This is a genomic window from Shewanella mangrovisoli (assembly GCF_019457635.1).
Classification (GTDB): domain Bacteria; phylum Pseudomonadota; class Gammaproteobacteria; order Enterobacterales; family Shewanellaceae; genus Shewanella; species Shewanella mangrovisoli.
This window is the reverse complement of sequence record NZ_CP080412.1, coordinates 2,634,306-2,655,639: the sequence shown is the minus strand read 5'-3', so window position 1 is coordinate 2,655,639 and position 21,334 is coordinate 2,634,306. Positions and strand designations below refer to the sequence as shown.

Below are 21,334 nucleotides of genomic sequence, written 5' to 3'. Positions count from 1 at the left end.
ATGTGTGAGTTACTGGCGATGAGCGCCAATGTGCCGACCGATATTGTGTTTAGTTTTACAGGGTTAGCACAGCGTGGTGGCGTCACTGGGCCCCATGTCGACGGTTGGGGGATCACTTTCTATGAGGGCCGTGGCAGCCGTACTTTTAAGGATGCCTGCCCGAGTAGTGAGTCGCACATTGCAAAGTTGATCAAATCTTATCCAATTAAAAGCGAGGTGGTGATAAGCCATATTCGCCAAGCTAATCGCGGCTGTGTTTCCCTTGAAAATACCCACCCATTTACCCGTGAGTTGTGGGGCCGTTATTGGACCTATGCCCACAATGGTCAGTTAAGCGACTATCAGGCGAAGTTTCAGGTGTCCCGCTATCAGAGTGTCGGTGATACCGACAGCGAGTTGGCTTTTTGCTGGATATTAGAGCAAGTCGCGGCCAAGTTTGGCGACCGTCGCCCAGTGGATATGCAAGCGGTGTTTCGATTTGTAGCTACGCTTGCCGAACAAATCCGCGCCCTTGGGGTGTTTAATATGATCCTCAGCGATGGTGAATACTTGATGTGCTATTGCAGTAATAATCTGTGTTACATCACCCGCAGAGCGCCTTTCGGTAAGGCAAAATTAATTGATACCGATGTCGTGATTGATTTTGATAAAGAAACCACACCGCACGATGTCGTGACTGTGATTGCGACTCGGCCGCTGACCGAAAACGAAGACTGGCAGGTGATGCAGCCCGGCAATTGGAAGTTGTTCCGACTCGGTGAGCTGCTTATCGATTTGTAATCGGGCGCTGTCGCAGTCATTCCACTTTGATGGAATTAAATCAGAGAAAAAGGCCAAACGGAGTCACTCACGTTTGGCCTTTTGTGTTTTGTGCTGCGCTGTTACTGCGTCTTAGCAACAGCACTCAATCCGACTTAAATCAGCGATAAATGTGTATCAGGCTTAATTAGCGCCTGTGCCTAAAAGCTTAGGCACTTTCTGCTCTGTCGGAACTTCGGTTTCAACGGCTGCGGCTTCAACGGCAGCGGGCGCGACTGCAACTGGCACATCGTCGAAGTGATAATTCAGCAGTTTGATATCCAGCTGTTTGCTGCCTTTTTCAAAGTGTGTTAGACGAACGGGGAGATAGGCTAGATCCGGCGCCATCCAAAAGAAGGTTTGGCGTTTATGATTGTCCCGCACCACCTCAATTTTGACCGTGTCGTAGCTGCCGCTCTCAATTGTCATTCGCTCCTTACCAATCACATGGAACTTATACTCATCGAGCTCGTTGGATTTAATCATCTTATAATCAAGCACTTCTTTACCAGCGCTGATATCGAGACGAAACTGCAGCTGCACCATTAAAGGGTCGAAAATATCGCCTTCAAAGGGGAATTTGCCTTTTTCATCCTTATAACGGGTGTGGATCATCCCCTGAGCCTTGGCAAAGGCGGTTTGCTCGACAAAGTTCGGGCCAACACCTTTGCGCTCATGCAAATAGCGCATGGGTAATAATTGATTCCCCTCTTGGCCAAATTCACTCAGCACATGGCGCACATCGGTGAGTAATAACAAGCTAAGGTCGCTGTCGAAGCGATATTTATAAACGCCATCCTCGATGGCGGGCAGTTGATACTTGGCTTTACCCAACTCAATATCACCATAATTAACTTGATATTCAGCAGTTTGAGGCGTTAAAGGCGTTGGTGCCGCCATCGCAAATACGCTGTGGGTGAGCGCGAGACTCACGAATAACGTTGGAATTGTGCGCAAGTAATGCTCCTTTATATCGCAAACAGATTGCGGCTAACACTGTTTATCCTATTGGCTAAACTGCCAAGCTACATTGTTTATAGCTGAGGCTATATCGGGTGTAAACAGTTTATAGATCAATATATTAAACTAGAAGGGGATTGACATCACTAAGGTTGCCATATCCGGTTGCCACTCAAACTCAGACAAGTCTACTTTGCCACAGTTCACTGTAACGCCTTCAATACGCAATAATTCCATCTGTTCCTGAAAGGGGACTGAATGCTTTTCGAAGGATATTTTCCCTTGGCTGTTGAGTACTCTATGCCAAGGAAGTGACAAATGTTCGGGGGCCGATTTGAGCGCCTTCGACACATAGCGGGCGCGCCCAGGTAAACCAGCAAAATCGGCCACCTTGCCGTAACTGCTGACTTTGCCTGGCGGGATCATCGCGACAATATGCCAAATCTTCGCCATCGGCGAGAGCTTGTTTTGTGTCTCTTGTGTGTTGCTCGTTTCGTCTGGCGTGACGGCCTTATCTTGCTCTAAGTAGCGATAAAGTGGGGATTTATCTTTTGCAAACCGCATGATGATGCCAAATAAAACCATGAAAGAGGTGAGCCAGTGTAGTGTTAATTACCGCCTAAGTGAAACAGCGGACGGCTGATACTGCTGTAATTTAAATCTAAAAAATCGATTGTAATGATTTTTATTAAACTATTTAGTTTTGAATATTGAGAAAACACAGGAATAGTTCATAATAGCGCCAAATTTTTTGACTCACTAAGAGATGAAACAGGCATGGCTGTACTCGATATTCTGACAATTCCCGATGAGCGTCTAAAGCGCAAAGCACAACCCGTAAAAGACATTGAAGCGATTCAGGGATTTATCGATGATTTAATCGAAACCATGTACCACACCGACGACGGTATCGGTCTGGCCTCGACCCAAGTGGGCAGTACAGATGCGGTGATTGTGATCGATTTATCCGAAACCCGCGATCAACCCTTAGTGCTGATTAATCCAGAGATTGTTGAAAAATCAGGCGAATACGTAGGTGAAGAAGGCTGCCTTTCTATCCCCGGCTATCGTGCGAAAGTGAGCCGTTTCGAAAAGGTCAAAGTCACTGCCTTAGACAGACAAGGCAAAGCGATTGAAATCGAAACCGATGACTTTTTAGCTATTGTTTTACAACACGAAATCGACCATTTACACGGTAAAGTGTTTATCGAACACTTATCGGCATTAAAGCAGCAAATCGCGTTGAAAAAAGTGCGTAAATACGCCTAGGCAGATGAATTTGCGCAACTGATTGTCGTAATTATCTAAATCAAAGCCGCATTCCGATGCGGCTTTGTTGTTTCTAAGCATTTAAAAAGCCAAACAAAAGCGCGATATGTGAAGTTAACGGCTTGTTTTTACAGCAGTGACTCGCTAAGGTAGCGGCAATATGCACGGGTTGCATGGCCTGTGCGCAGTAAGGATACGGTAGAGAAACAGATGAAGACAAAATTCATAGCGCTTGTGGGCGCGCTGGCATCGATTAGCATCTTGCTTGGTGGTTGCAGTGCTTTTTTTAACGGTAACACCACCGAAAAAAACGTGGTTTCCAGCAGTCTGGTTGAATATCTCTATCCCGACGATAAACAACGTGAGCCGCAGCAGCCCAGTATTCCTGTACTGCGTCTTCCCATAACGGTCGGCATCGCCTTTTTACCTTCCTCCCATTGGCAATCCGAAGCCCTCGATAGCAGCTCGCAAATCGCCTTGCTGGATAAAGTAAAACAATCCTTTGTTAAATATGACTTTATTGACCGTATCGAATTAATCCCCAGCACTTACCTTAAAAATGGCAAAGGTTTTAGTACCCTGCAGCAGGTCGCTCGCTTACACGATGTCGATGTGATGGCGCTGGTATCTTATGATCAACTGCTACAAAGCAGCGAGAATAAGGCTTCACTGCTGTATTGGACCATAGTCGGCATGTATATGGTGCCCGGTAATGAAAACGCGATCCAAACCTTTGTCGATACTGCGGTATTTGATATGCGCAGCCAAAAGATGCTGTTTAGGGCGCCCGGCATTAACCAACTTAGCGACACATCAACCGCGGTGAGCGTCACCAACGTGTTACGTGAAAAATCCGCCGAAGGCTTTGATCTAGCGGTAAACGATATGATCACTAACTTAGACGCCGAATTAGCCCGCTTTAAAACCCGCGTGAAAGAAGAACATATTGCGACCATCGAACATAAACAAGGTTATAGCGGCGGAGGCAGTTTATCCCTATTAATCCTTTCGCTACTGGGCATATTTGCAATTCGCCGTTTAACTATCAGCCGAGAATAGTTGAGTTGATTGGTTTGAGCCTATTTAGTCAGATAGGTAAGGTGGGATAGGGAAGGTTAGTTAGGATGATGTTTATGCCGTTGAGAACACTGCTTTATTGATGGCAATCTTAACGACTATTGAACTGTTCATCCGGGTAAAAGCTTTTTGCCCCATTACGAGTTTCGGCTCGTTAGTTCTATCGAAAACTCCCACTCCTGCTGACATACAAATTCTTATCTATTTGCCTAAGTTTGGCCCAACCAGAAATCGACTAACAATGTATGGGTATACAGTCATATATAAAATTAGCTATTTTGTATGATTTTAAGACGAAGTCAGTGCGCACCAATTCCATTTTCAACAAGTAAAACTCTATAAAATCAATTGACTATAATGTAATACTTTTAGTTAATAGGGTTGTAAAACGCGCAAGCGCGTTTTTCCAGATGGTGTATTTGCCAGAAAGCTGATAAGTTCTTTGCATACAGAAAGTTAACCGTGCGTGTTTTCACTGGTCCAACGAGGTAAACGCGCATGCACACGAATAAAATGTTAGGGCTTTGGTATGGTTTATCTGATACTTGAAACTAGAGCTCTCGATGAGGTCTTAAAATTGCCAGGTGTCGCAATTTGGGCTGGTAGCAATGTCCTGACGGAACTTAATCACCAAGATTTGGTTGCAAAAGGCTTTAATATCACCAGATTTGGTTACTCAGTCAGTGGGTTAGACAAGAACGAGCTGGAAGATGCACTCGAAACAATTAAAGAGCATCACCCAACAGAAAATATTTGGGTTCAGTATGCAAGTCCGCCCTAACAATACGCAGCACTTGCGGCCTTCGGCCGCTGGGACGCCAATCCGCTGCGCGGCTCGTCGCCCGTGTGCTTTGCGTTATGTTTTATTGGCGCTATCGGAGTCGTATGAAAGAAGATTTCAAAAAGCTTATTTATGAGGGTTTACGTAAAGCTAAATCCAGAAACTTGGATATATTCACTATAGCTCTTTACCATGATCATGAATCGCATGTTGCGACAGTTTGCATTGATACAATTGAATCATCTAAACGGTCGGTCATGTCAAGCAATGAGTTCACGAAAAAATATTTTTTTAAAGCAATCGAAAAAGGTGAACTGGAGTCAGCTGGGAACTGGAAAGCAAATGGAGGCAGAAGCTTCTCACTTGGAGATTTTGCCCTTGTAAATGCATCCGAAATTGATGTTCCACGAAAAGTTGTATTGCCTGACTTCTATTTGAATATGGTTCATGCGTTGGAAGAAATGAGGGAGCTAATTGCATTGCAGAGTAGTCATGGTCGCAGCTTATTGTTTTGTTGTTCTACTGAAAATTTTGAGGTTGGCTTAGTTTGGTCATAGAACATAACAAAGTGCTGCAACACGCGCACTGCGTGTGCTGGACAGTTTGTAAGTCGCGGCTTTGTGGTTTTGCTGCGCAAAAGTAATCCACAAAGCCACAACTTACAAACTGCCGTTGAGCTCGGCGTTATCTCAATAGAAGTTTTAATTCGAAAATTATAGTTAGGAATCTAACTCACTTTTGTCCCAAAACTAGACACATATTTTCTTTAAAACATACAGATTACGCCGCTGCTAAACAGGTGAGCCATGGTGATTAGCGAGACAACCGCCCCAAGACCACTTTTTGGCATCCATGCCATCGCTGCATTCGTGAATCCATTCACATCAGACGGGCGGTCGAGCATCCACGGATGGACTCGCTGCGAGTCGTCGAGCAAATACCATGGCTTACTAATTCGTAGGAACAGCATGTTTGCCCGGCACTCAAAAATCTTATCTCTTCTTATCTCAACGTATTCCTAGTTTTTAGAGCTTCATATATTAAAATCATATTCTTACAAAATAGGGGAGTGCGATAAGGGCGATGCCGATGGCGATAAGTAGCGCGAGATTGGTGACAAAATAAGGGTAAATCATCAGGGTGAGGCCGACGGCCAAAGGGATGGGGGCGGCTTGGCGCTTGCCGTAGGTGAAAAAGCCAAGACCAAAGAGGCCAAAGACTAAACTCCATAACAATATTGCTGGATTATCAAACACCTTGAGTTCCTCAATGATTAGCGCTTGGTAAGCGCAGCCCTTTTACTCAGCCATCTTGGTCAAATGATGGGTTAGTGCTGCGCTGCTGAATTGAGTCTACTGCTAAATATCCCTTGGCGTAATTAAGCTTTATTCATCTTATGCGCAGCATGAATACGCTATTTTAGTGCGCTGTTTTTAAGCAGTGAAGATTCAGGTTATAGCTCATATAACTCTAAGGGTAAGCCGTCGGGATCGCTAAAGAAGGTGAACTTTTTGCCTGTGTATTCGTCGATGCGGACGGGTTCGACGGCGATATCATGGGCCGTAAGATGCTCGATCGCCGTTTCAATCGATGCGACGCGAAAGGCGAGATGTCTAAGGCCGCAGGCTTCGGGATAGCTTGGGCGTTTGGGAGGATTGTCGAAGGAAAACAACTCAATTTGACTCATATCCGGCAGTTGTAAATCGAGTTTGTAGGACTGGCGCGCCTCACGATAATGCTCTGCAAGCACGCTAAGGCCAAGAATAGTCACATAAAAGTGTTTGGACTTTTGATAGTCACTGCAAATAATCGCTGCATGGTGAATGCCGAGTAACATGGCTTGCCTCTGTACTGTTTAACTGATGTTTAGGCTAATGTGTTTAAAAAAGCCAGAATCACAACTGTGTGTGACTCTGGTGCTCACCTATGATTTTTATCTTACTTCGCTAGCTGGCTAGTGGACGAGTTCAAATATCGCGGAGGAGAGAGGTGCAAGCTGCAGCTGAACTTGTCCTTTACCTTGTTCGATAATTAACTGCGCCGTATGGTCTTCCAGCAAATCCTTAAGCGGATAGGTTGCATCGGTTAACTGCCATTGCGCAATCAATGATTGGGGCAGTTTAAGTGAAAATGACTTGGCTTGGATTTGACTAAAGTTACTGACAATAATCAGCTTTTGACCTTTGTTATCGGCGGTATTGGCTTCAAAGCGGATAAAGGCGAAGGTTGAGTCATCATAACCCGTCGCGCTGCCATTGTTTGTCTTATTGTTAGCCTTATTGCTAGCCTTTGCAGCCGATTCCGTGCTGCGGTTGGCAGCATCCAGCGAGTCATATTGCCCCAAGAGTGCAGGCGCATTTTTCCCCGTGCTGAGGTTCAATAATTTTTGATAATAGGCGTGTAACGCGACTTCTGCGGCGGTTGATTGGCCGCCATCAAATTTACCTTGATTCATCCAGCGCTGATGGGCGGGAACACCCGCATAATCAAAAATACTGGTGCGCGAAGCATGGCCAAAGCCTAGGTTTTGTGTCGCCGCTTCTCCGACTTCTTGGCCAAAATAAATCAAGGTGGGTGAGGTACTTAAGGTTGCAGACACCACCATCGCGGGCAGGGCGTAGCGGGGATCGACCGCATCTGTCGAGGAGTTACCAGTTAAGGCGCCTAAAAAGGCGGCATTGGCGATGCGCTGCTCGTCGTGGTTTTCTAAAAAGTGCAGCATATGCGAGTCGATATCTTGCACTTTGGCCTGATCTACGGCGATCTGCGCGGTACTTTTTTGTCCTGCCATAATGGCTTTGAGGGTGTCGTAAAGATCGACCTTGTCGTAGAGGTAGTCCATTTTGCCGAGCTCAATATAATCGCGATACAGCGCGGGGTTATAGACCTCGGCTAAGATAAAAGCTTCTGGATGACTATGTTTTATATGACTATTTAAATAGCTCCAAAATTCGACGGGCACCATTTCGGCCATATCGTAACGAAATCCATCGACTCCCATCGCTAACCAATACTGGGCAATTTGATTGAATTTGATCCAAGAGTTAGGTAATTCATGACTATGTTGCTGCCAAAATTCGTAGTGCTGCTCGGCGCCGAGATTGGCATAACCTGGTGGCAGTGCGGGGAAATCATGGCTGCCATCGGGGCGGACACCGTAATTTATTTTAACGGTTTCATACCAGTCGTTCATATCCGGCTTAGCAAGGCGTGAGCCATTGCCCGTCCATTTGGCGGGGATTTCCTTAAATTGACCATCACTTAGAGGATGGGATTCACCGCCTAACGGTTTGAGGCTATCAGGCAAATCGGGCACTTGAAAGCCAGAGGATTGCTTTTTATCAGTCACATAGTAAAAGTTATTATGCTTTGCATATTCAAGGGTTTGATTATCGTCTTCACCAAAATCGCGCACGCCCTCGGGCTTATTGATGGAATGGTAATTACGCGCCACATGGTTGGGCACTATATCGATAATCACCTTTAAGCCTTGCTTGTGGGTGCGCTCGATAAGTGCCTGAAACTCCTGTAAACGCTTTGCGGGATCGACTGCTAAATCTGGGTTTACGTTGTAATAATCTTTAACCGCATAGGGCGAGCCAGCGCGGCCCTTAACCACATCGGGATCATCGTGACTTACGCCAATTGCACTGTAATCGCCAATTAGGGCGTGGTGGGGTACACCCGTATACCACACATGGGTAACACCTAAGTCTTTGATACTTTTGAGCGCTGTGTCATCAATATCATTAAATTTACCCACACCGTTTTCGCTAATCGTGCCCCAAGGTTTATTGGTGGTGTTTTTATTGCCATAGAGCCGGGTAAAAATTTGATAAACAACGGGTTTAAACTTATTTGCTTGCTCGTCATTGTGATGGGCTGGCAGCATTTCGCCTTCGCCTACATTTGGATTGGCAGCCATAGTTTTAGCCGCTACTGCCGGTAACGCCGTTGCTTGAGTAGTGATTGTTTGAGTGGTGATTACTTGAGCGGCCATGGCGTTAAAGGCGCTGATGCTGCTGAGGGCCAGTACGCTTAATCCCTGTTGCCAGCGATAAGCGCAACGTTTGCTGTTGTTAGATAATAGAAAATTCAACCTAGGTTCCTTTACTGACTTGGCGGCCAAACTGTAGTTTGGCCGCGCTGTTAGCTAAGTATGCTTAGCTGCTTCATTTATGGGTTATTGGGGTTTGAGTTCAAGCAGTATGACGCCAGCATGGGACAGGGCAAGTGATTGATTCAGTTTGAACTTATCCCCAGTGAAAACTGAATTAGCCGAAGTATTGCCCGCCAATACCTTACTAAAGCGGCTTAAGTCCAGCGTTTGTGCTTGGTCATTCTTGTTGTAAATCACCATCACTTTATCTGCATCGGCTTGGTAGCAGGCATTGCCCGCTGCGGCCTGTTTGGCAACGCATCGAAATTGCACATAAATGCCGTTTTGCGGCACAAAGTGCAGTAAATCACCCGTTTGCAGCGCGGCTGAATGCTTACGGTAATTGAGTAGAGTTCGCACAAACGCAAGCGCTTGCTGCTGTTGTGCGTTTAGCCCTTTACCGCTAAAACCGCTGACCTTGCTATTGGCAAACCCTCCCGGGAAATCGCTGCGCACTACACCGTCGTGGCGGCCTTCGGTCGGGCTGGTCATCAACACTTCGGTACCGTAAAACAGCTGTGGAATGCGTTTGGCCGTTAACACATAGGTGAGGGCCATTTGGTACACCGGCAGGTTTTCTTTCAGCAGACTATAAATCCGATTGGTGTCGTGGTTGCCTTCAAAGAGGACTAACTGGCTTGGGTTAGCATACACCACATCATTAGCTAACATCTCGTAAAGCTTGATAAAACCTGTATCCCAGCCTTCTGGCTCGTTCAGGCTTTCAAGCAGCTTTTCATAGAGTGGAAAGTCCATCAGGCTCGGTAAATCCGAGCTATAGCCATCGGCATTGATTTTGCCTTTTTGCCAATAGGAGACAGTAATGGGATTGGCGGTCCACTCTTCGCCGACAATATTAAAATGCGGGTATTCGGCCATTAAGGCCTTTGACCATTGGGCTAAAAAGGCTTTATCGGCGTAGGAATAGGTGTCTTCGCGAATACCCGAAAGCCCTGCGTATTCCACCCACCAAATGCTGTTTTGAATAAGATAAGTGGCAAGCTTTGGGTTGCGCTGATTAAGATCAGGCATCGAATCGACAAACCAACCGTCGACAAAGTCACTTCTATCCCGCGTGTCGGCGTAGGGATCTTGCACTGTGGTGCGTCTATGGCTGGTAAAGCTCGGGCTGGTAGAACTGAGGCTGGTAAAACTGGCCGTAGGAGCCGTTTGGGTGGCAGTGACATTGGATTTTTGCGGGACATTGAGCCAATCACTGCTCGGTAAATCTTTTAGCCACCAATGGTTTGAGCCGATATGGTTAAGCACCACGTCTTTAATTACTCCTAGGCCACGTTGTTTGGCCTCAGTGACTAACCTCTGGTAATCCTGATTGCTGCCAAAACGCGGATCGACCCGATAAAGATTGGTCATGGCGTAACCATGATAGGAATATTGGGCTTGGTTATTTTCAAGCAGTGGGTTGATCCACAGCTGAGTGACGCCCAGTTTGGCTAAGTAGTCTAAGTGCTGGCGAATACCTTCGATATCGCCGCCATGGCGACCATCGGAATTTTCAGGCGCCGCATGCTCGAGCATATCGGTTTGGTTGTCATTGCTTGGGTTGCCATTGGCGAATCGGTCTGGAGTGATAAGGTAAATCACATCTTTATTACTAAAACCTTGGCGTTCGCGGCTGTCTTCTGCCCGTGCCGCTAAAGTGTAGGGCAGTTGCAAGAGCTGCTTGTCGCCATCGAGAATGCGGATATCAAAGGTCTGCGGCTTGGCTTGGCGCAAGTCTAAATTGATAAACAAATAATGGGGATTATCCGTCTGTTCAATCCCTTCAAACACCACATCTTTGCCAGCAATCTCAACCTTAAGCTGCGCAGCATTCGCAGGCAGGGCACTGCTGTGCAGCATCAATTGCAACTTAGGATTATGCATGCCAGCCCACCAAGAGAGCGGCTCGAGATGCAAAGATGCTGTACTGCTGACGGGGCTATGACTGGCCTGTGCTAGAGCATATAAGGGAGAAGAGGCGGTTAACACAAGGGCGAAGAGTAGACTGTGACGTATCATACTATGGGCCTTTATCGGGTGAGGTGTTAAGTGTGACTTTAGAAATAAAGAGCGGCGTATCATCTCACTATTATTATGGGTAAAAAGAAAAGCCTGCTTCACAGTGAAGCAGGCTTTTACGATGACAGCTTACAGAGAGTAGGTTAAACCCAGGAAATATTGTCTACCGAAGTATTGAATTGTCCCGGTTTGATGCTCTTCACCAAAGTAAGTTTTATTAGGCTCATCGGTGAGGTTATTGATTTGGAACAGGAACTTAAGGCCGTTATCCAGCGCATAAGAAGCCTGATAATCCACAATCGTTTCCGCATCGAAGAACGCCAGTTGAGATTCAACCGCAACTTGCTCTGAAACATAACTACTACGGTATCTCATGCTCACACGGGTATCGAAACCATCCAAGGTGTAGAACAGGGTAGTATTCAGCACGTTTTCTGACAGACCTGGTAATGGAATGGTCAGGTTAGAACCGCTTAAGTCTGTGGTGAATTCGACTTCGCTGTCTGAATAGGAATAGCTACCGGTGAAACCTAAACCATCTAAAGGTGATGGTAGGAAATCAAACACTTGGGTATAGCCTAACTCGATACCACGGATATAACCGCCTTTATCGTTGTTGATGGCTGTTTGATATTGTCCTTCATCTTTAACAACTGGGAACTCAACACCATTGTCGATGATGGTATCGGGCACGATAAAACCATTCGCTTCAAAATCAAATGGTTGAATTGTGAAGTTGTTGATGAAAGATTTAATATCTTTATAGAACAAGGCTACAACGACCGCACCTTCAGACTCTTCAAAGTAGTGCTCGTAGGACAAGTCATATTGATCCGCATAGAAAGGATCTAATAACGGACTGGTGTTACCCCACGCATTGTACTTTTTGTATCCTGGCGTCGCAGAATCGTCATACCAAGAACCCATACCCGACTTTAATTTGTCGATTGGTGGGCGTGACATTACTGATGCTGCAGCAAAACGCAGTTGATCGTTTTCAGTCAGGTGGAAGGTTAAGTTCAGTGACGGTAAGTAGTCGGTATAGGTTTTGCCGACCTTGTTACGGATATAATCCGTGCTTACGACGCCTTGCTCATCGGTAATGGCTTCACCTAAACCATAACCTACCTGTTGCAGACCAGTACTGCTTTGATCTGTGTGTACTACACGTACACCTAGGTTACCTGTGACTTTAACGTCACCAATATCAAAGTCTAGGTTTGCCTGTACGTAGCCAGCTAATACATCTTCATTGACCGCGCCGCTTTGGATCATGGTCCAGTTATTTGACCAGTTCGCCGTTGGAGTAAAAGGTGATTGGCCTGTTGCCGCCAGTTGTGCGTTCACCAGTTCAATGGCTTTATTAAAGTCAATGGCAAGGAAGCTTGGGTAACCTGAGAGTTCTCCTCCAAAATCAACCACTTTGGCCATATCGCCGTTTAGAGCGAGGACTGGTTGATTATCAGGGTTTTTACCAAACTCGAAACCGTAACCTGCCTGTGAACGCTGTGCGTTGAATTCTCGTTCGGCATAACGCACACCAAAATCAACAGAAGAGACAAAGCTGGTGTCGAGGACGTAGTTAAAATCGAGTTTGTAGGCAATCAGATCGTTTTGCTGATTATAGGGCCACATACCCACTTCTTTCAGACCTAGGGTCGAGGTGTTGGTGTAGTCGTTAGCAAAGCTGACATCCGCAGGACTTAAGCCATTTAGTTGATAAGTAACAGATTCAGCCGAGCGAACTTCATTGCCTAGATCATCGTACAACACGGCGCGAGTACCGCCGTTAACGAATTCACCATCGGCTTTGGAATAGCTGACATCGGCCGCCACTGTCAGTGCGCCACCGTTATTCCACTCAAGGTTCAATGAGCCTGAAGTCAATTCTGAGTATTTTGAGTCGTTATCGTTGATCACGAAAACCGCAAAGTTATCCGTGCCATCAGTAGAGACTGTACCCCCAGTCATAGAACCGTTTTCGACAGTGGCATCACTGATGGTGCCATTTTTCAATGATTTCACGCGGAAACCACGGGCAAAGTTTTCAGAGGTAAATTTAGAGTGGAACAGATCGCCCTTCACACTCAGGCTATCACTCGGTTGCCAATGAATAGCCGCCATATAGCCATCACGGGTATCATCGCCGCCTTTTTGTTGCAGTTCAAAACCTTCACTAATCGCTTCGGTTACACCGTCACCGTTAACGTCTTTTTTATCATCATTAAAACGTAAACCAATGAATTGGCTCGCAACATAAGGTTGATACAGGTGAGCATAGCCCACTGCAACCCCTAAGGTGTCTTCGAGGAATTTACCTTGATAAGCAAGACTCAAACGGTTGCCGTATTGCTCGGCATCGGAGATTTCATCGGCGCGATCGTTAAAGCTGCCACGGGCATTGATATTGAATGATTGATCTTTGTCATTCTTCAGCGGATCGGCGGTTTTTAATTCAACCATACCGGCCACGCCGCCTTCGATCAGCGAGGCTTTCGGGGTTTTGTAAACCGCTGCCTGACTGATTAATTCGGATGGATATTGGTCAAACTCAATGGCGCGTTTACCGCCAGTGGTCACTTGTTCGTGGCCATTGAGGGTGGCAAACACGAAATCGCCATCCAGACCACGGATATTCAGCCCACTGGCTTGACCGCCAGTACGAACAGCGGTAACGCCCGGTAAACGGGTTAACGCATCGGCGATAGATTGGTCGGGCAGGGCGCCGAGATCGTCGGCAGAGATAGATTCAGATACGGTATCGCCAAAACGTTTTTCGTTAAGCGATTTGATCACACTGGTTCTGAAGCCTTTAACTTGGATTACTTCAATTTCGGCATCTTTGGCTTTTAGGTCTTTTTCTTTTACATCATCTGCTGCGTAGGAGTGCATACTGGCGCCAGCAGCAACGAGTGCTAAGGTCAGCAAGCTGGGTTTAAATCGCATCATTTCTATCTTCCCCTTGAAGTCGCTTTTTACCGCTTATGTAGAGCGTTTTATCGTTATTACCGCATTGTTTTTGCGGCCTTTTTTTGGTATTTCGGCGCTTAATTGACTGCATAAGTGCTGCGTTTATGACCAAATTGTTATGCAACGGTGAAGATACTACTCCCGAGGATCTTGGCCTCACAACATTGTGCATACGTATTCAATAGGTCAGAGGCCTGCCAAAACGGGGATTTCGGCCAAAAAAACTCCGATTTTATCTCCGAGTAATTCAACGCAACCTTATGTTAGTAAAGGGTTAATTTAATCTTAATCAGACAAGTCTAATGATAGCCTGTTTTGCATACGTATGCAGGCGTATTGAACCTTATTTCCCTGTTCACGTATGCTCGTTGCCACTAATACAAGCCGTAGCGCCTTTACTCCGCAGTAACATGATTGTAACTGCTCATGTGAGAGTTTTTGGGTTAGCGCGCTGAAGAATAAGGATAAAGGGGCAATATGAGTGAGTTAACTTGGTGGCGTGGAGCCGTGATCTATCAAATCTATCCACGTAGCCTTTTGGATACTAATGGTGATGGTGTTGGCGATCTGCGCGGTATTATCACCAAGTTGGACTATATTGCCAGCCTGAATGTGGATGCGATTTGGATTTCGCCATTCTTTAAATCCCCGATGGCCGACTTTGGTTACGATATCAGTGACTATCGCGAGGTTGATCCTCTGTTTGGCACTATGCAGGATTTCGATGAGCTGATTGAAAAAGCCCATCAACGTGGCATTAAAGTCATTATCGACCAAGTGCTAAGCCATACCTCAGATCAACATGCGTGGTTTTGTGAGAGCCGCGAGAGCCGCACCAATCCTAAGGCCGATTGGTATGTGTGGGCCGATCCTAAGGAAGATGGTACCGCGCCAAACAACTGGTTAGCGATTTTCGGCGGTTGCGCCTGGGAGTGGGAGCCGCGCAGACAACAATATTATCTGCACAACTTTTTACGCAGCCAGCCCGACATCAACTTCCACAATCCCGACGTGCGTCAAGCCGTGTTAGATAATGTGGAGTTTTGGTTGAAGAAGGGCGTCGATGGTTTCCGCTTAGATGCCATTACCTTCTGTTATCACGATGAGCAGCTTCGGGATAATCCGGCAAAACCTAAGGATAAACGCCAAGGGCGCGGATTCAGTGAAGATAATCCCTATGCCTATCAGTACCATTACTACAATAATGATAGACCGCAAACGATTCTATTTATTGAAGAATTACGCCAGTTAATCAATCGCTATCCAGGTGCGGTGACCTTAGGCGAAGTTTCCGCCGAGGATTCACTCGCCGTGATGGCCGCCTATACCAAGGGCGAAGATCGCTTACATATGGCCTACAGTTTCGAGCTGCTGACCGATGACTATAGCGCCGCTTATATTCGCCAAACGGTAGAAGCACTGGAAGCAAGTATTGGTGATGGTTGGCCCTGCTGGGCGATAGGTAATCACGATGCACAGCGCGTCGCCAGCCGTTGGGGACGTGGTAAGCAAACTTCCGATATGGTGAAAATGCTCAATGCCATGGTTAACTCATTGCGAGGCAGTGTCTGTAGCTATCAAGGGGAAGAGCTGGGTTTAACCGAAGCGCCGATAGAATACCACGAGTTGCAGGACCCCTTCGGCAAAACCTTCTGGCCAATGTTTAAGGGCCGTGATGGCTGCCGAACGCCAATGCCGTGGGAACAAAATGCTGATTTTGGTGGCTTTAGCCAAGTGACACCTTGGTTGCCTGTGGCGAATGCACACAGAGCACTGGCGGTTGATGTGCAGGAAGCCGATAGCCAATCGATGTTACATGGCTACCGTCAGTTCCTTGCATGGCGCAAAGGCTATCCCGCTTTGGTTGAAGGGGAAATTGAATTCCTCGATGCGCCAGAACCTTTATTGGTATTGGTGCGTACGCTCGGGGAGCAAAAGCTACTGGTGTGCTTTAACCTACAAGATACAGAGCAGGCATTATCACTGAATGCCCTCAGCATCCAGCAAGAAATTACCGGTCACGGTTTGAAAACTGCGCAAAGGGTCGCCGACACATTGACATTTTCGGCCTATGCCTGCTTTTATGCGTTGTTGAATTAGTTTCGACTCGGCATAGCACCACTTCGGATGGGCAGCACAATTTCATTGTGGCTGCCTGTCGTAGTACGAAAACGCCTAAGGGACATTCCCTTTAGATAATAAAAACATGATTAGAGAGCACAACTATGGCGTCATCTATAAACACCAGCAGCCACACGAGCAGCGTGAGCGAGGCGGGAAACGGTAATTATCGTTTCGCGTTAGTCTCATTGACCTCACTGTTTTTTATGTGGGGCTTTATTACTTGTCTGAACGATATTCTGATCCCCCATCTTAAGGCGGTGTTTTCACTCAATTACACCCAAGCGATGTTGATCCAGTTTTGCTTCTTTGGCGCTTATTTTCTGGTGTCGATCCCGGCGGGACAGCTGGTAAAACGACTCGGTTATCAAAAGGGCATAGTCACAGGTTTAGTGATTGCGAGTATCGGTTGTGGTTTGTTCTATCCAGCAGCCTCCTTTGCCACCTACGGATTGTTCCTCGGTGCCTTGTTTGTCTTGGCATCAGGGATCACTATTTTACAAGTGGCGGCTAACCCCTATGTTAACGCGCTTGGCAGCAGCGAGACCGCATCGAGCCGCTTGAATCTGACACAAGCCTTTAACGCGCTAGGGACCACAGTTGCGCCATTTTTTGGCTCGATTCTGATCTTATCCGTTGCCGCTTCAGTGTCTTCTGAATTAGCCCAAGCCAATGCCGAAGCAGAAGTCGTTAAGCTGCCTTACTTATTGCTGGCTGCGGCGCTTGCGGTACTGGCGGTGATTTTCGCTAAGCTCGATTTGCCCGTGATCCGTGAACACAGCGAAGCCGCAGCAGGCGAAGTACAAACCCATTTAGGCAAGACCAGTGCGCTGCAAAGCATGCATTTAGTGCTGGGAGCGGTGGGGATTTTTGTCTATGTGGGCGCAGAAGTCTCGATTGGTAGCTTCTTAGTTAACTTCCTCGGCGAAGCACACATCGTCGGTATGCCAGAAGAGCAAGCGGCCCATTACATCGCCTATTATTGGGGCGGCGCTATGGTCGGACGCTTTATCGGTTCGGCGGTAATGCAAAAAATCCCCGCAGGTACTGTGCTTGCCTTCAATGCCTTTATGGCGGCATTGTTGGTGCTGGTGGCCATGACCACAAGTGGCAGTGTCGCCATGTGGGCGATTTTGGGCGTGGGATTATTTAACTCAATTATGTTCCCCACTATTTTCAGCCTAGCGCTGCGTGACCTAGGTCCACACACGTCTCAGGGTAGCGGTATTCTGTGTTTAGCCATTGTCGGTGGTGCGATTGTGCCATTATTACAGGGCGTATTAGCCGATAACTTAGGCATTCAATTGGCCTTTATTCTGCCTGTGGTGTGTTACGGTTTTATCCTGTTCTACGGCGCGAAAGGTTCTAAAATGTAACGGCATTGGCCGATGCGAGAAAGCGATCCCCATGGGTCGCTTTTTTATTGGACTTTTTTGCCTCTAAAAGACAACTGGGCATCTGTTTACTTGCGTATTAGTGCCTGACCTCCTATGATCCCCCGGTTTTATTACTCACGGTGACCTGTAAATGTTGAATTCTCCGCTTTCTGCCAGCTCGAATGAATTAGTGATCAGTATCTTAGCTATGGTACTGAGCGAAGGAAAACCCTTAGACCGGGCCTATTCTCAGCATTTTTCGGGGTTAAAGTTAGTGCCCGCCGAACAGGCGCGTATTGCCACCGTGACGGGCGATATTCTTCGCCGGTTAAATCTGTATTGTTTCTTAGCCGAAATTAAGCCGGAAGAAATGGAGCGTTTAGGCTCTAAGCTGCTTAATGTGTGGCACTTATTCCACAAGTTAGAACTGCCAAAAATGCAGTATTCCTTGCCGGTCGATGCCGAGCGTTTAGCCGAGCGTATCGAACAGGCTAAGAACCAACCTGTACTTTGGGACGGTTGCCCAGAATGGTTAGATGCAATGGGTCAAGCCCAGCTTGCTGCATCCTGGGAGAAGGAGCGCGCCGCCTTAAGCACTCCGCCAAAACGTTTCCTACGGGTCAATGGCCTTAAAGTGACTCGTGATGAGTTAGCGCAAAAACTGGCGGCCGAGTTTGTTACCACCCAAGCGGTCGATGGCGTTGATTCAGCCCTTGAAGTAACCTCAGATTCCGCGCTATTTCGCACTAACTGTTTTAAAGACGGATTATTTGAGCAGCAAGATGCTGGCTCACAACGAGTGGCCGCGGCGCTCGATGCTAAACCGGGCATGCGCGTGATCGATGCCTGCGCGGGCGCAGGGGGCAAGACCTTGCATATCGCCGCGCAGATGCAGGGCAAAGGCCGTTTATTGGCGATGGATGTGGAGCAATGGAAACTCGACAACCTTAAAGAACGCGCCCGCCGTAATGGTGCCCATAATATCGAAACCCGATTAATTGTCGGCTCAAAAACCATCAAACGCTTAAAACTCAGCGCCGATCGCGTGCTGCTCGATGTGCCTTGCTCAGGCCTTGGGGTATTAAAGCGCAATCCCGATGCCAAATGGCGTGATACCGCCGAGCGTTTGCCGGTTTTGATGGAGTTGCAAAAGCATATCTTAAGCAGCTATAGCCGCATGGTGAAGGTGGGTGGCATTGTGGTGTATGCGACCTGCTCAATTTTCCCCTGTGAAAACCGCGGCCAAGTGGATGCTTTCTTAGCGGAAAACCCTAATTTCCGTTTACTCGAAGATGAAACCATCAGTCCCGCCGAGACGGGTTTCGATGGCTTTTATTTAGCGAAACTCGAGCGAATTCAAGAATAAACCCGCATCTTATCTCGCCACTAAAGCAAGTTTTCAACCCAAATTGAAAAGTTGCTTTAGTGCGACTAAATACCTAAAATTCACCCCTGATTTACAAAGATTGTTCATCTTAGTAAGGTCGTTAACTTAAGCGCTAAATGACTAAGGGATGTATGGACGAAGGAATTGCGGTTACGGGCAGTATCGGCGAGATTAATGCTCAGTTTAATCAAAGCGTTAGCTTAGAATGCTATAACGGCATCTTGTCTATGCTGCTCAATGGTGCGCCATTAGCAGAAATCCTCCATGCTTTAGTCTTAAAAATTGAAGATCAGCGTTTAGGCACGCATGCCTCCGTATTGCTACTCAGCGAAGACGGCAAAAAGCTGCTCACGGGCGCCGCGCCCCATTTACCCGTCAGTTATAACCAAGCCATCCATGGGGTCGAAATAGGTCCTGGGGTTGGCTCCTGCGGTACCGCGGCGTTCACGGGGCAACGGGTGATTGTCGATGACATTGAACATCATCCCTATTGGGCGCTGTATAAACAGTTTGCATTAGCCCACGGGCTAAGGGCTTGTTGGTCTGAACCTATCAAAGATACTCAAGGCAAGGTCCTCGGCACCTTTGCCATGTACTACGAAATCGTAAAAGTACCGACGGCTGCGGATTTAACCTTGATTTCTGAGGCGGCAAGGCTGGCGAGCTTAGCGGTAGAGCGCAGTCGGTCACTCGAATTTCAGCGCCTTGCGGTGAAAATATTTGATCGCCTACCTCTGTCGTTAGTCATCACCAATGCCAGCCATTCCGTGCTCTATGCAAACGCTGCGTTTACCCAGATGGTTTATCCTGAAACCACTGATATTCATGATTTTTGCCCCGAGCACTTTTTCTCTCCCTCTGAGCCCCACGAAATCGATTCCCTGTTTCAACATCTGTCCGAAGGGAAAATGTGGCAGGGTGAGTTGATTGGCCTGCGTAATAACGGTGAAACCTTTTACCTCGATTTAACCGTGACCGTGTTTCGCGAGCCCCATAGTAACGAGAATAGTTTTGCTTGGTTATTTTCCGATATCAGTGAGCGTAAAAAGGCGGCGCAGTTAATTAAGTATCAAGCCAACAATGATCCCCTCACTGGCTTGGCAAACCGTAATGCCTTGTTTAGACAAATCCAAGAGCTGATCTCCGCCGACAGCTTAACCCCAGGTTTTAGCTTTATGCTGATGGATTTAGATAACTTTAAACAAGTGAACGATACCTATGGCCACGACAAAGGGGATGCGCTGCTGGTGCAGGTCGTGGAGCAGATTAAGACCTGCTTGAACGAGCAAGCGGTATTTGCCCGCTTAGGGGGCGATGAGTTTGCGCTGCTGCTTCCAGGGCTTGTGACACAAAGAGAATTGTCGCAGCTTGCTGATAAGATTAATAAACGTGTGTATCAACGTTATGAATTGTCCCATGACAAAGGCGTATATAGCTCGGTCAGCATAGGGATCGCGCGCTTTCCCGAGGATGCGCTGGATCTGGAGCAACTGTTAAACTGCGCCGATCAGGCGATGTATATCTCCAAGGCGGATGGTCGTAACCGTTACCATTTTTTCACCGAGCAAATGCAGCAAAATGCCGAGCGCATTGCGAATTTGCATACACTGCTGAAACAAGCCTTAGAACAAGAAGCCTTCGAGCTGTATTTTCAGCCGATTGTGGATGCGACAACAGGGCTTGTTCAGCGCGCCGAAGTGCTGCTGCGTTGGCAGCACGAGGGACAGTTTATTTCCCCCGATGAGTTTATTCCCATCGCCGAGAACAGCGGTTTAATCGTTAACATTGGTCGCTATGTACGCAAAGCCGTGATGCAAGCCATCATCGACATGCAAGCTCTAGGCTGGCCAATCAATTTAGCGGTGAACGTGTCGACCTTTGAGTTTTGGTCCCATGAGTTGCAGGATGCGTTTTGTGACTCCTTTGCCGATATTATCGAAGAGCTGGGGTTAATTGAGTTTCCCTACGAGCTTATCACCCTAGAAATCACTGAATCGCTGCTGATGAAACAGCATGTGCATCTAATCCAAGTGCTGAACGAGTTACGCGGAAGAGGCATTAAAATCTCCCTCGATGACTTTGGCACCGGTTATTCTTCCTTATCCTATTTGGCGAATTTCCCTATCGATCAAATCAAAATCGATAAGAGTTTTATCGATAGGTTAGATGAAGGTGAGCGCCACCTCGCATTGATTGAGGCGATTGTGCGCTTAAGTCATGCGCTGAATTTGAGTGTGACGGCAGAAGGGGTGGAAACCCTGGCGCAGCTTAAGGTGATGATGGAAAACCATATTCAAGAAATTCAAGGCTATATCTTTTATAAGCCCATGCCCAAGGCGGCATTTTTTGAGTTACTTGCCGAGCAGGCTGCGACTCATCACCATTCATGATGAGTTCAAACAAACCTCAAAAAA

The 21,334-nt window shown here is 47.1% G+C and carries 16 protein-coding genes; 9 read left to right on the top strand and 7 right to left on the bottom strand.

The features are described 5' to 3' along the window. A complete protein-coding gene (locus K0H60_RS11585; RefSeq protein WP_220055809.1) occupies positions 1 to 780 on the top strand; it encodes a class II glutamine amidotransferase in 780 nt (259 codons plus the stop codon). 162 nt (positions 781 to 942) lie between these two features. On the opposite strand, the gene K0H60_RS11580 is transcribed toward K0H60_RS11585, so the two are convergent. Both K0H60_RS11580 and K0H60_RS11575 read right to left on the bottom strand, forming a co-directional pair. Further along, entirely contained in the window at positions 943 to 1,755 is an 813-nt protein-coding gene (locus K0H60_RS11580; RefSeq protein ID WP_220055808.1) for a DUF3108 domain-containing protein, read from the bottom strand. A 129-nt stretch (positions 1,756 to 1,884) separates the two neighbouring features. Beyond that, complete coding sequence (locus K0H60_RS11575) at positions 1,885 to 2,325, bottom strand: MGMT family protein (protein WP_220058150.1); 441 nt, start codon at positions 2,323 to 2,325, stop codon at positions 1,885 to 1,887. A gap of 210 nt (positions 2,326 to 2,535) precedes the next feature. Between K0H60_RS11575 and def the strand changes: the two genes are divergently transcribed. The 4 genes from def (at position 2,536) to K0H60_RS11555 (ending at position 5,442) form a co-directional block, all read left to right on the top strand. Then, the gene (gene def / locus K0H60_RS11570) at positions 2,536 to 3,027 is read left to right on the top strand and encodes a peptide deformylase (RefSeq protein WP_220055807.1); all 492 of its coding nucleotides are present in this window, start codon (positions 2,536 to 2,538) and stop codon (positions 3,025 to 3,027) included. Between the two features lie 210 nt (positions 3,028 to 3,237). After that, positions 3,238 to 4,086, top strand: coding sequence for a rhombotarget lipoprotein (rhlP, locus tag K0H60_RS11565; RefSeq protein ID WP_220055806.1), 849 nt, complete (start codon positions 3,238 to 3,240; stop codon positions 4,084 to 4,086). A gap of 547 nt (positions 4,087 to 4,633) precedes the next feature. Next, positions 4,634 to 4,885, top strand: a complete 252-nt coding sequence (locus tag K0H60_RS11560) for a hypothetical protein (protein WP_220055805.1) — start codon at positions 4,634 to 4,636, stop codon at positions 4,883 to 4,885. A gap of 104 nt (positions 4,886 to 4,989) precedes the next feature. Further along, positions 4,990 to 5,442 (top strand): hypothetical protein, encoded by a 453-nt coding sequence (locus K0H60_RS11555; RefSeq protein ID WP_041412658.1) that lies wholly within the window; start codon positions 4,990 to 4,992, stop codon positions 5,440 to 5,442. A gap of 489 nt (positions 5,443 to 5,931) precedes the next feature. On the opposite strand, the gene K0H60_RS11550 is transcribed toward K0H60_RS11555, so the two are convergent. From K0H60_RS11550 to K0H60_RS11530, 5 genes are all read right to left on the bottom strand, one after another. Next, positions 5,932 to 6,141 (bottom strand): hypothetical protein, encoded by a 210-nt coding sequence (locus K0H60_RS11550; protein ID WP_011622901.1) that lies wholly within the window; start codon positions 6,139 to 6,141, stop codon positions 5,932 to 5,934. 197 nt (positions 6,142 to 6,338) lie between these two features. Then, on the bottom strand, positions 6,339 to 6,722 hold the full coding sequence (gene gloA2 / locus K0H60_RS11545) for an SMU1112c/YaeR family gloxylase I-like metalloprotein (protein ID WP_220055804.1): 384 nt from the start codon (positions 6,720 to 6,722) through the stop codon (positions 6,339 to 6,341). Between the two features lie 117 nt (positions 6,723 to 6,839). Continuing rightward, the gene (locus K0H60_RS11540; RefSeq protein WP_220055803.1) at positions 6,840 to 8,984 is read right to left on the bottom strand and encodes an alpha-amylase family protein; all 2,145 of its coding nucleotides are present in this window, start codon (positions 8,982 to 8,984) and stop codon (positions 6,840 to 6,842) included. An 84-nt stretch (positions 8,985 to 9,068) separates the two neighbouring features. Continuing rightward, a complete protein-coding gene (locus K0H60_RS11535) occupies positions 9,069 to 11,066 on the bottom strand; it encodes a glycoside hydrolase family 13 protein (protein WP_220055802.1) in 1,998 nt (665 codons plus the stop codon). Positions 11,067 to 11,195: 129 nt separating this feature from the next. Then, positions 11,196 to 14,015: a TonB-dependent receptor gene (locus K0H60_RS11530; RefSeq protein ID WP_220055801.1), complete on the bottom strand. Its 2,820-nt coding sequence runs from the start codon at positions 14,013 to 14,015 to the stop codon at positions 11,196 to 11,198. Between the two features lie 498 nt (positions 14,016 to 14,513). Here K0H60_RS11530 and K0H60_RS11525 point away from each other — a divergent pair, with 498 nt between their 5' ends. The 4 genes from K0H60_RS11525 (at position 14,514) to K0H60_RS11510 (ending at position 21,310) form a co-directional block, all read left to right on the top strand. Continuing rightward, entirely contained in the window at positions 14,514 to 16,136 is a 1,623-nt protein-coding gene (locus K0H60_RS11525) for an alpha-glucosidase (RefSeq protein WP_220055800.1), read from the top strand. Between the two features lie 125 nt (positions 16,137 to 16,261). After that, complete coding sequence (locus K0H60_RS11520; protein WP_220055799.1) at positions 16,262 to 17,533, top strand: sugar MFS transporter; 1,272 nt, start codon at positions 16,262 to 16,264, stop codon at positions 17,531 to 17,533. A 151-nt stretch (positions 17,534 to 17,684) separates the two neighbouring features. Further along, positions 17,685 to 18,899: an RsmB/NOP family class I SAM-dependent RNA methyltransferase gene (locus K0H60_RS11515; RefSeq protein ID WP_220055798.1), complete on the top strand. Its 1,215-nt coding sequence runs from the start codon at positions 17,685 to 17,687 to the stop codon at positions 18,897 to 18,899. 152 nt (positions 18,900 to 19,051) lie between these two features. Further along, on the top strand, positions 19,052 to 21,310 hold the full coding sequence (locus K0H60_RS11510) for a bifunctional diguanylate cyclase/phosphodiesterase (protein WP_220055797.1): 2,259 nt from the start codon (positions 19,052 to 19,054) through the stop codon (positions 21,308 to 21,310). The last annotated feature ends 24 nt before the right edge of the window (positions 21,311 to 21,334 follow it).

What these genes read in the sequence shown, in the direction of transcription:
- K0H60_RS11560 (WP_220055805.1), top strand. Translation starts at nt 4,634, where the DNA reads ATGGTTTATCTGATACTTGAAACTAGAGCTCTCGATGAGGTCTTAAAA.
- K0H60_RS11520 (WP_220055799.1), top strand. Translation starts at nt 16,262, where the DNA reads ATGGCGTCATCTATAAACACCAGCAGCCACACGAGCAGCGTGAGCGAG.
- K0H60_RS11530 (WP_220055801.1), bottom strand. Translation starts at nt 14,015, where the DNA reads ATGATGCGATTTAAACCCAGCTTGCTGACCTTAGCACTCGTTGCTGCT.
- gloA2 (WP_220055804.1), bottom strand. Translation starts at nt 6,722, where the DNA reads ATGTTACTCGGCATTCACCATGCAGCGATTATTTGCAGTGACTATCAA.
- K0H60_RS11510 (WP_220055797.1), top strand. Translation starts at nt 19,052, where the DNA reads ATGGACGAAGGAATTGCGGTTACGGGCAGTATCGGCGAGATTAATGCT.
- def (WP_220055807.1), top strand. Translation starts at nt 2,536, where the DNA reads ATGGCTGTACTCGATATTCTGACAATTCCCGATGAGCGTCTAAAGCGC.
- K0H60_RS11535 (WP_220055802.1), bottom strand. Translation starts at nt 11,066, where the DNA reads ATGATACGTCACAGTCTACTCTTCGCCCTTGTGTTAACCGCCTCTTCT.
- rhlP (WP_220055806.1), top strand. Translation starts at nt 3,238, where the DNA reads ATGAAGACAAAATTCATAGCGCTTGTGGGCGCGCTGGCATCGATTAGC.
- K0H60_RS11555 (WP_041412658.1), top strand. Translation starts at nt 4,990, where the DNA reads ATGAAAGAAGATTTCAAAAAGCTTATTTATGAGGGTTTACGTAAAGCT.
- K0H60_RS11585 (WP_220055809.1), top strand. Translation starts at nt 1, where the DNA reads ATGTGTGAGTTACTGGCGATGAGCGCCAATGTGCCGACCGATATTGTG.
- K0H60_RS11515 (WP_220055798.1), top strand. Translation starts at nt 17,685, where the DNA reads ATGTTGAATTCTCCGCTTTCTGCCAGCTCGAATGAATTAGTGATCAGT.
- K0H60_RS11525 (WP_220055800.1), top strand. Translation starts at nt 14,514, where the DNA reads ATGAGTGAGTTAACTTGGTGGCGTGGAGCCGTGATCTATCAAATCTAT.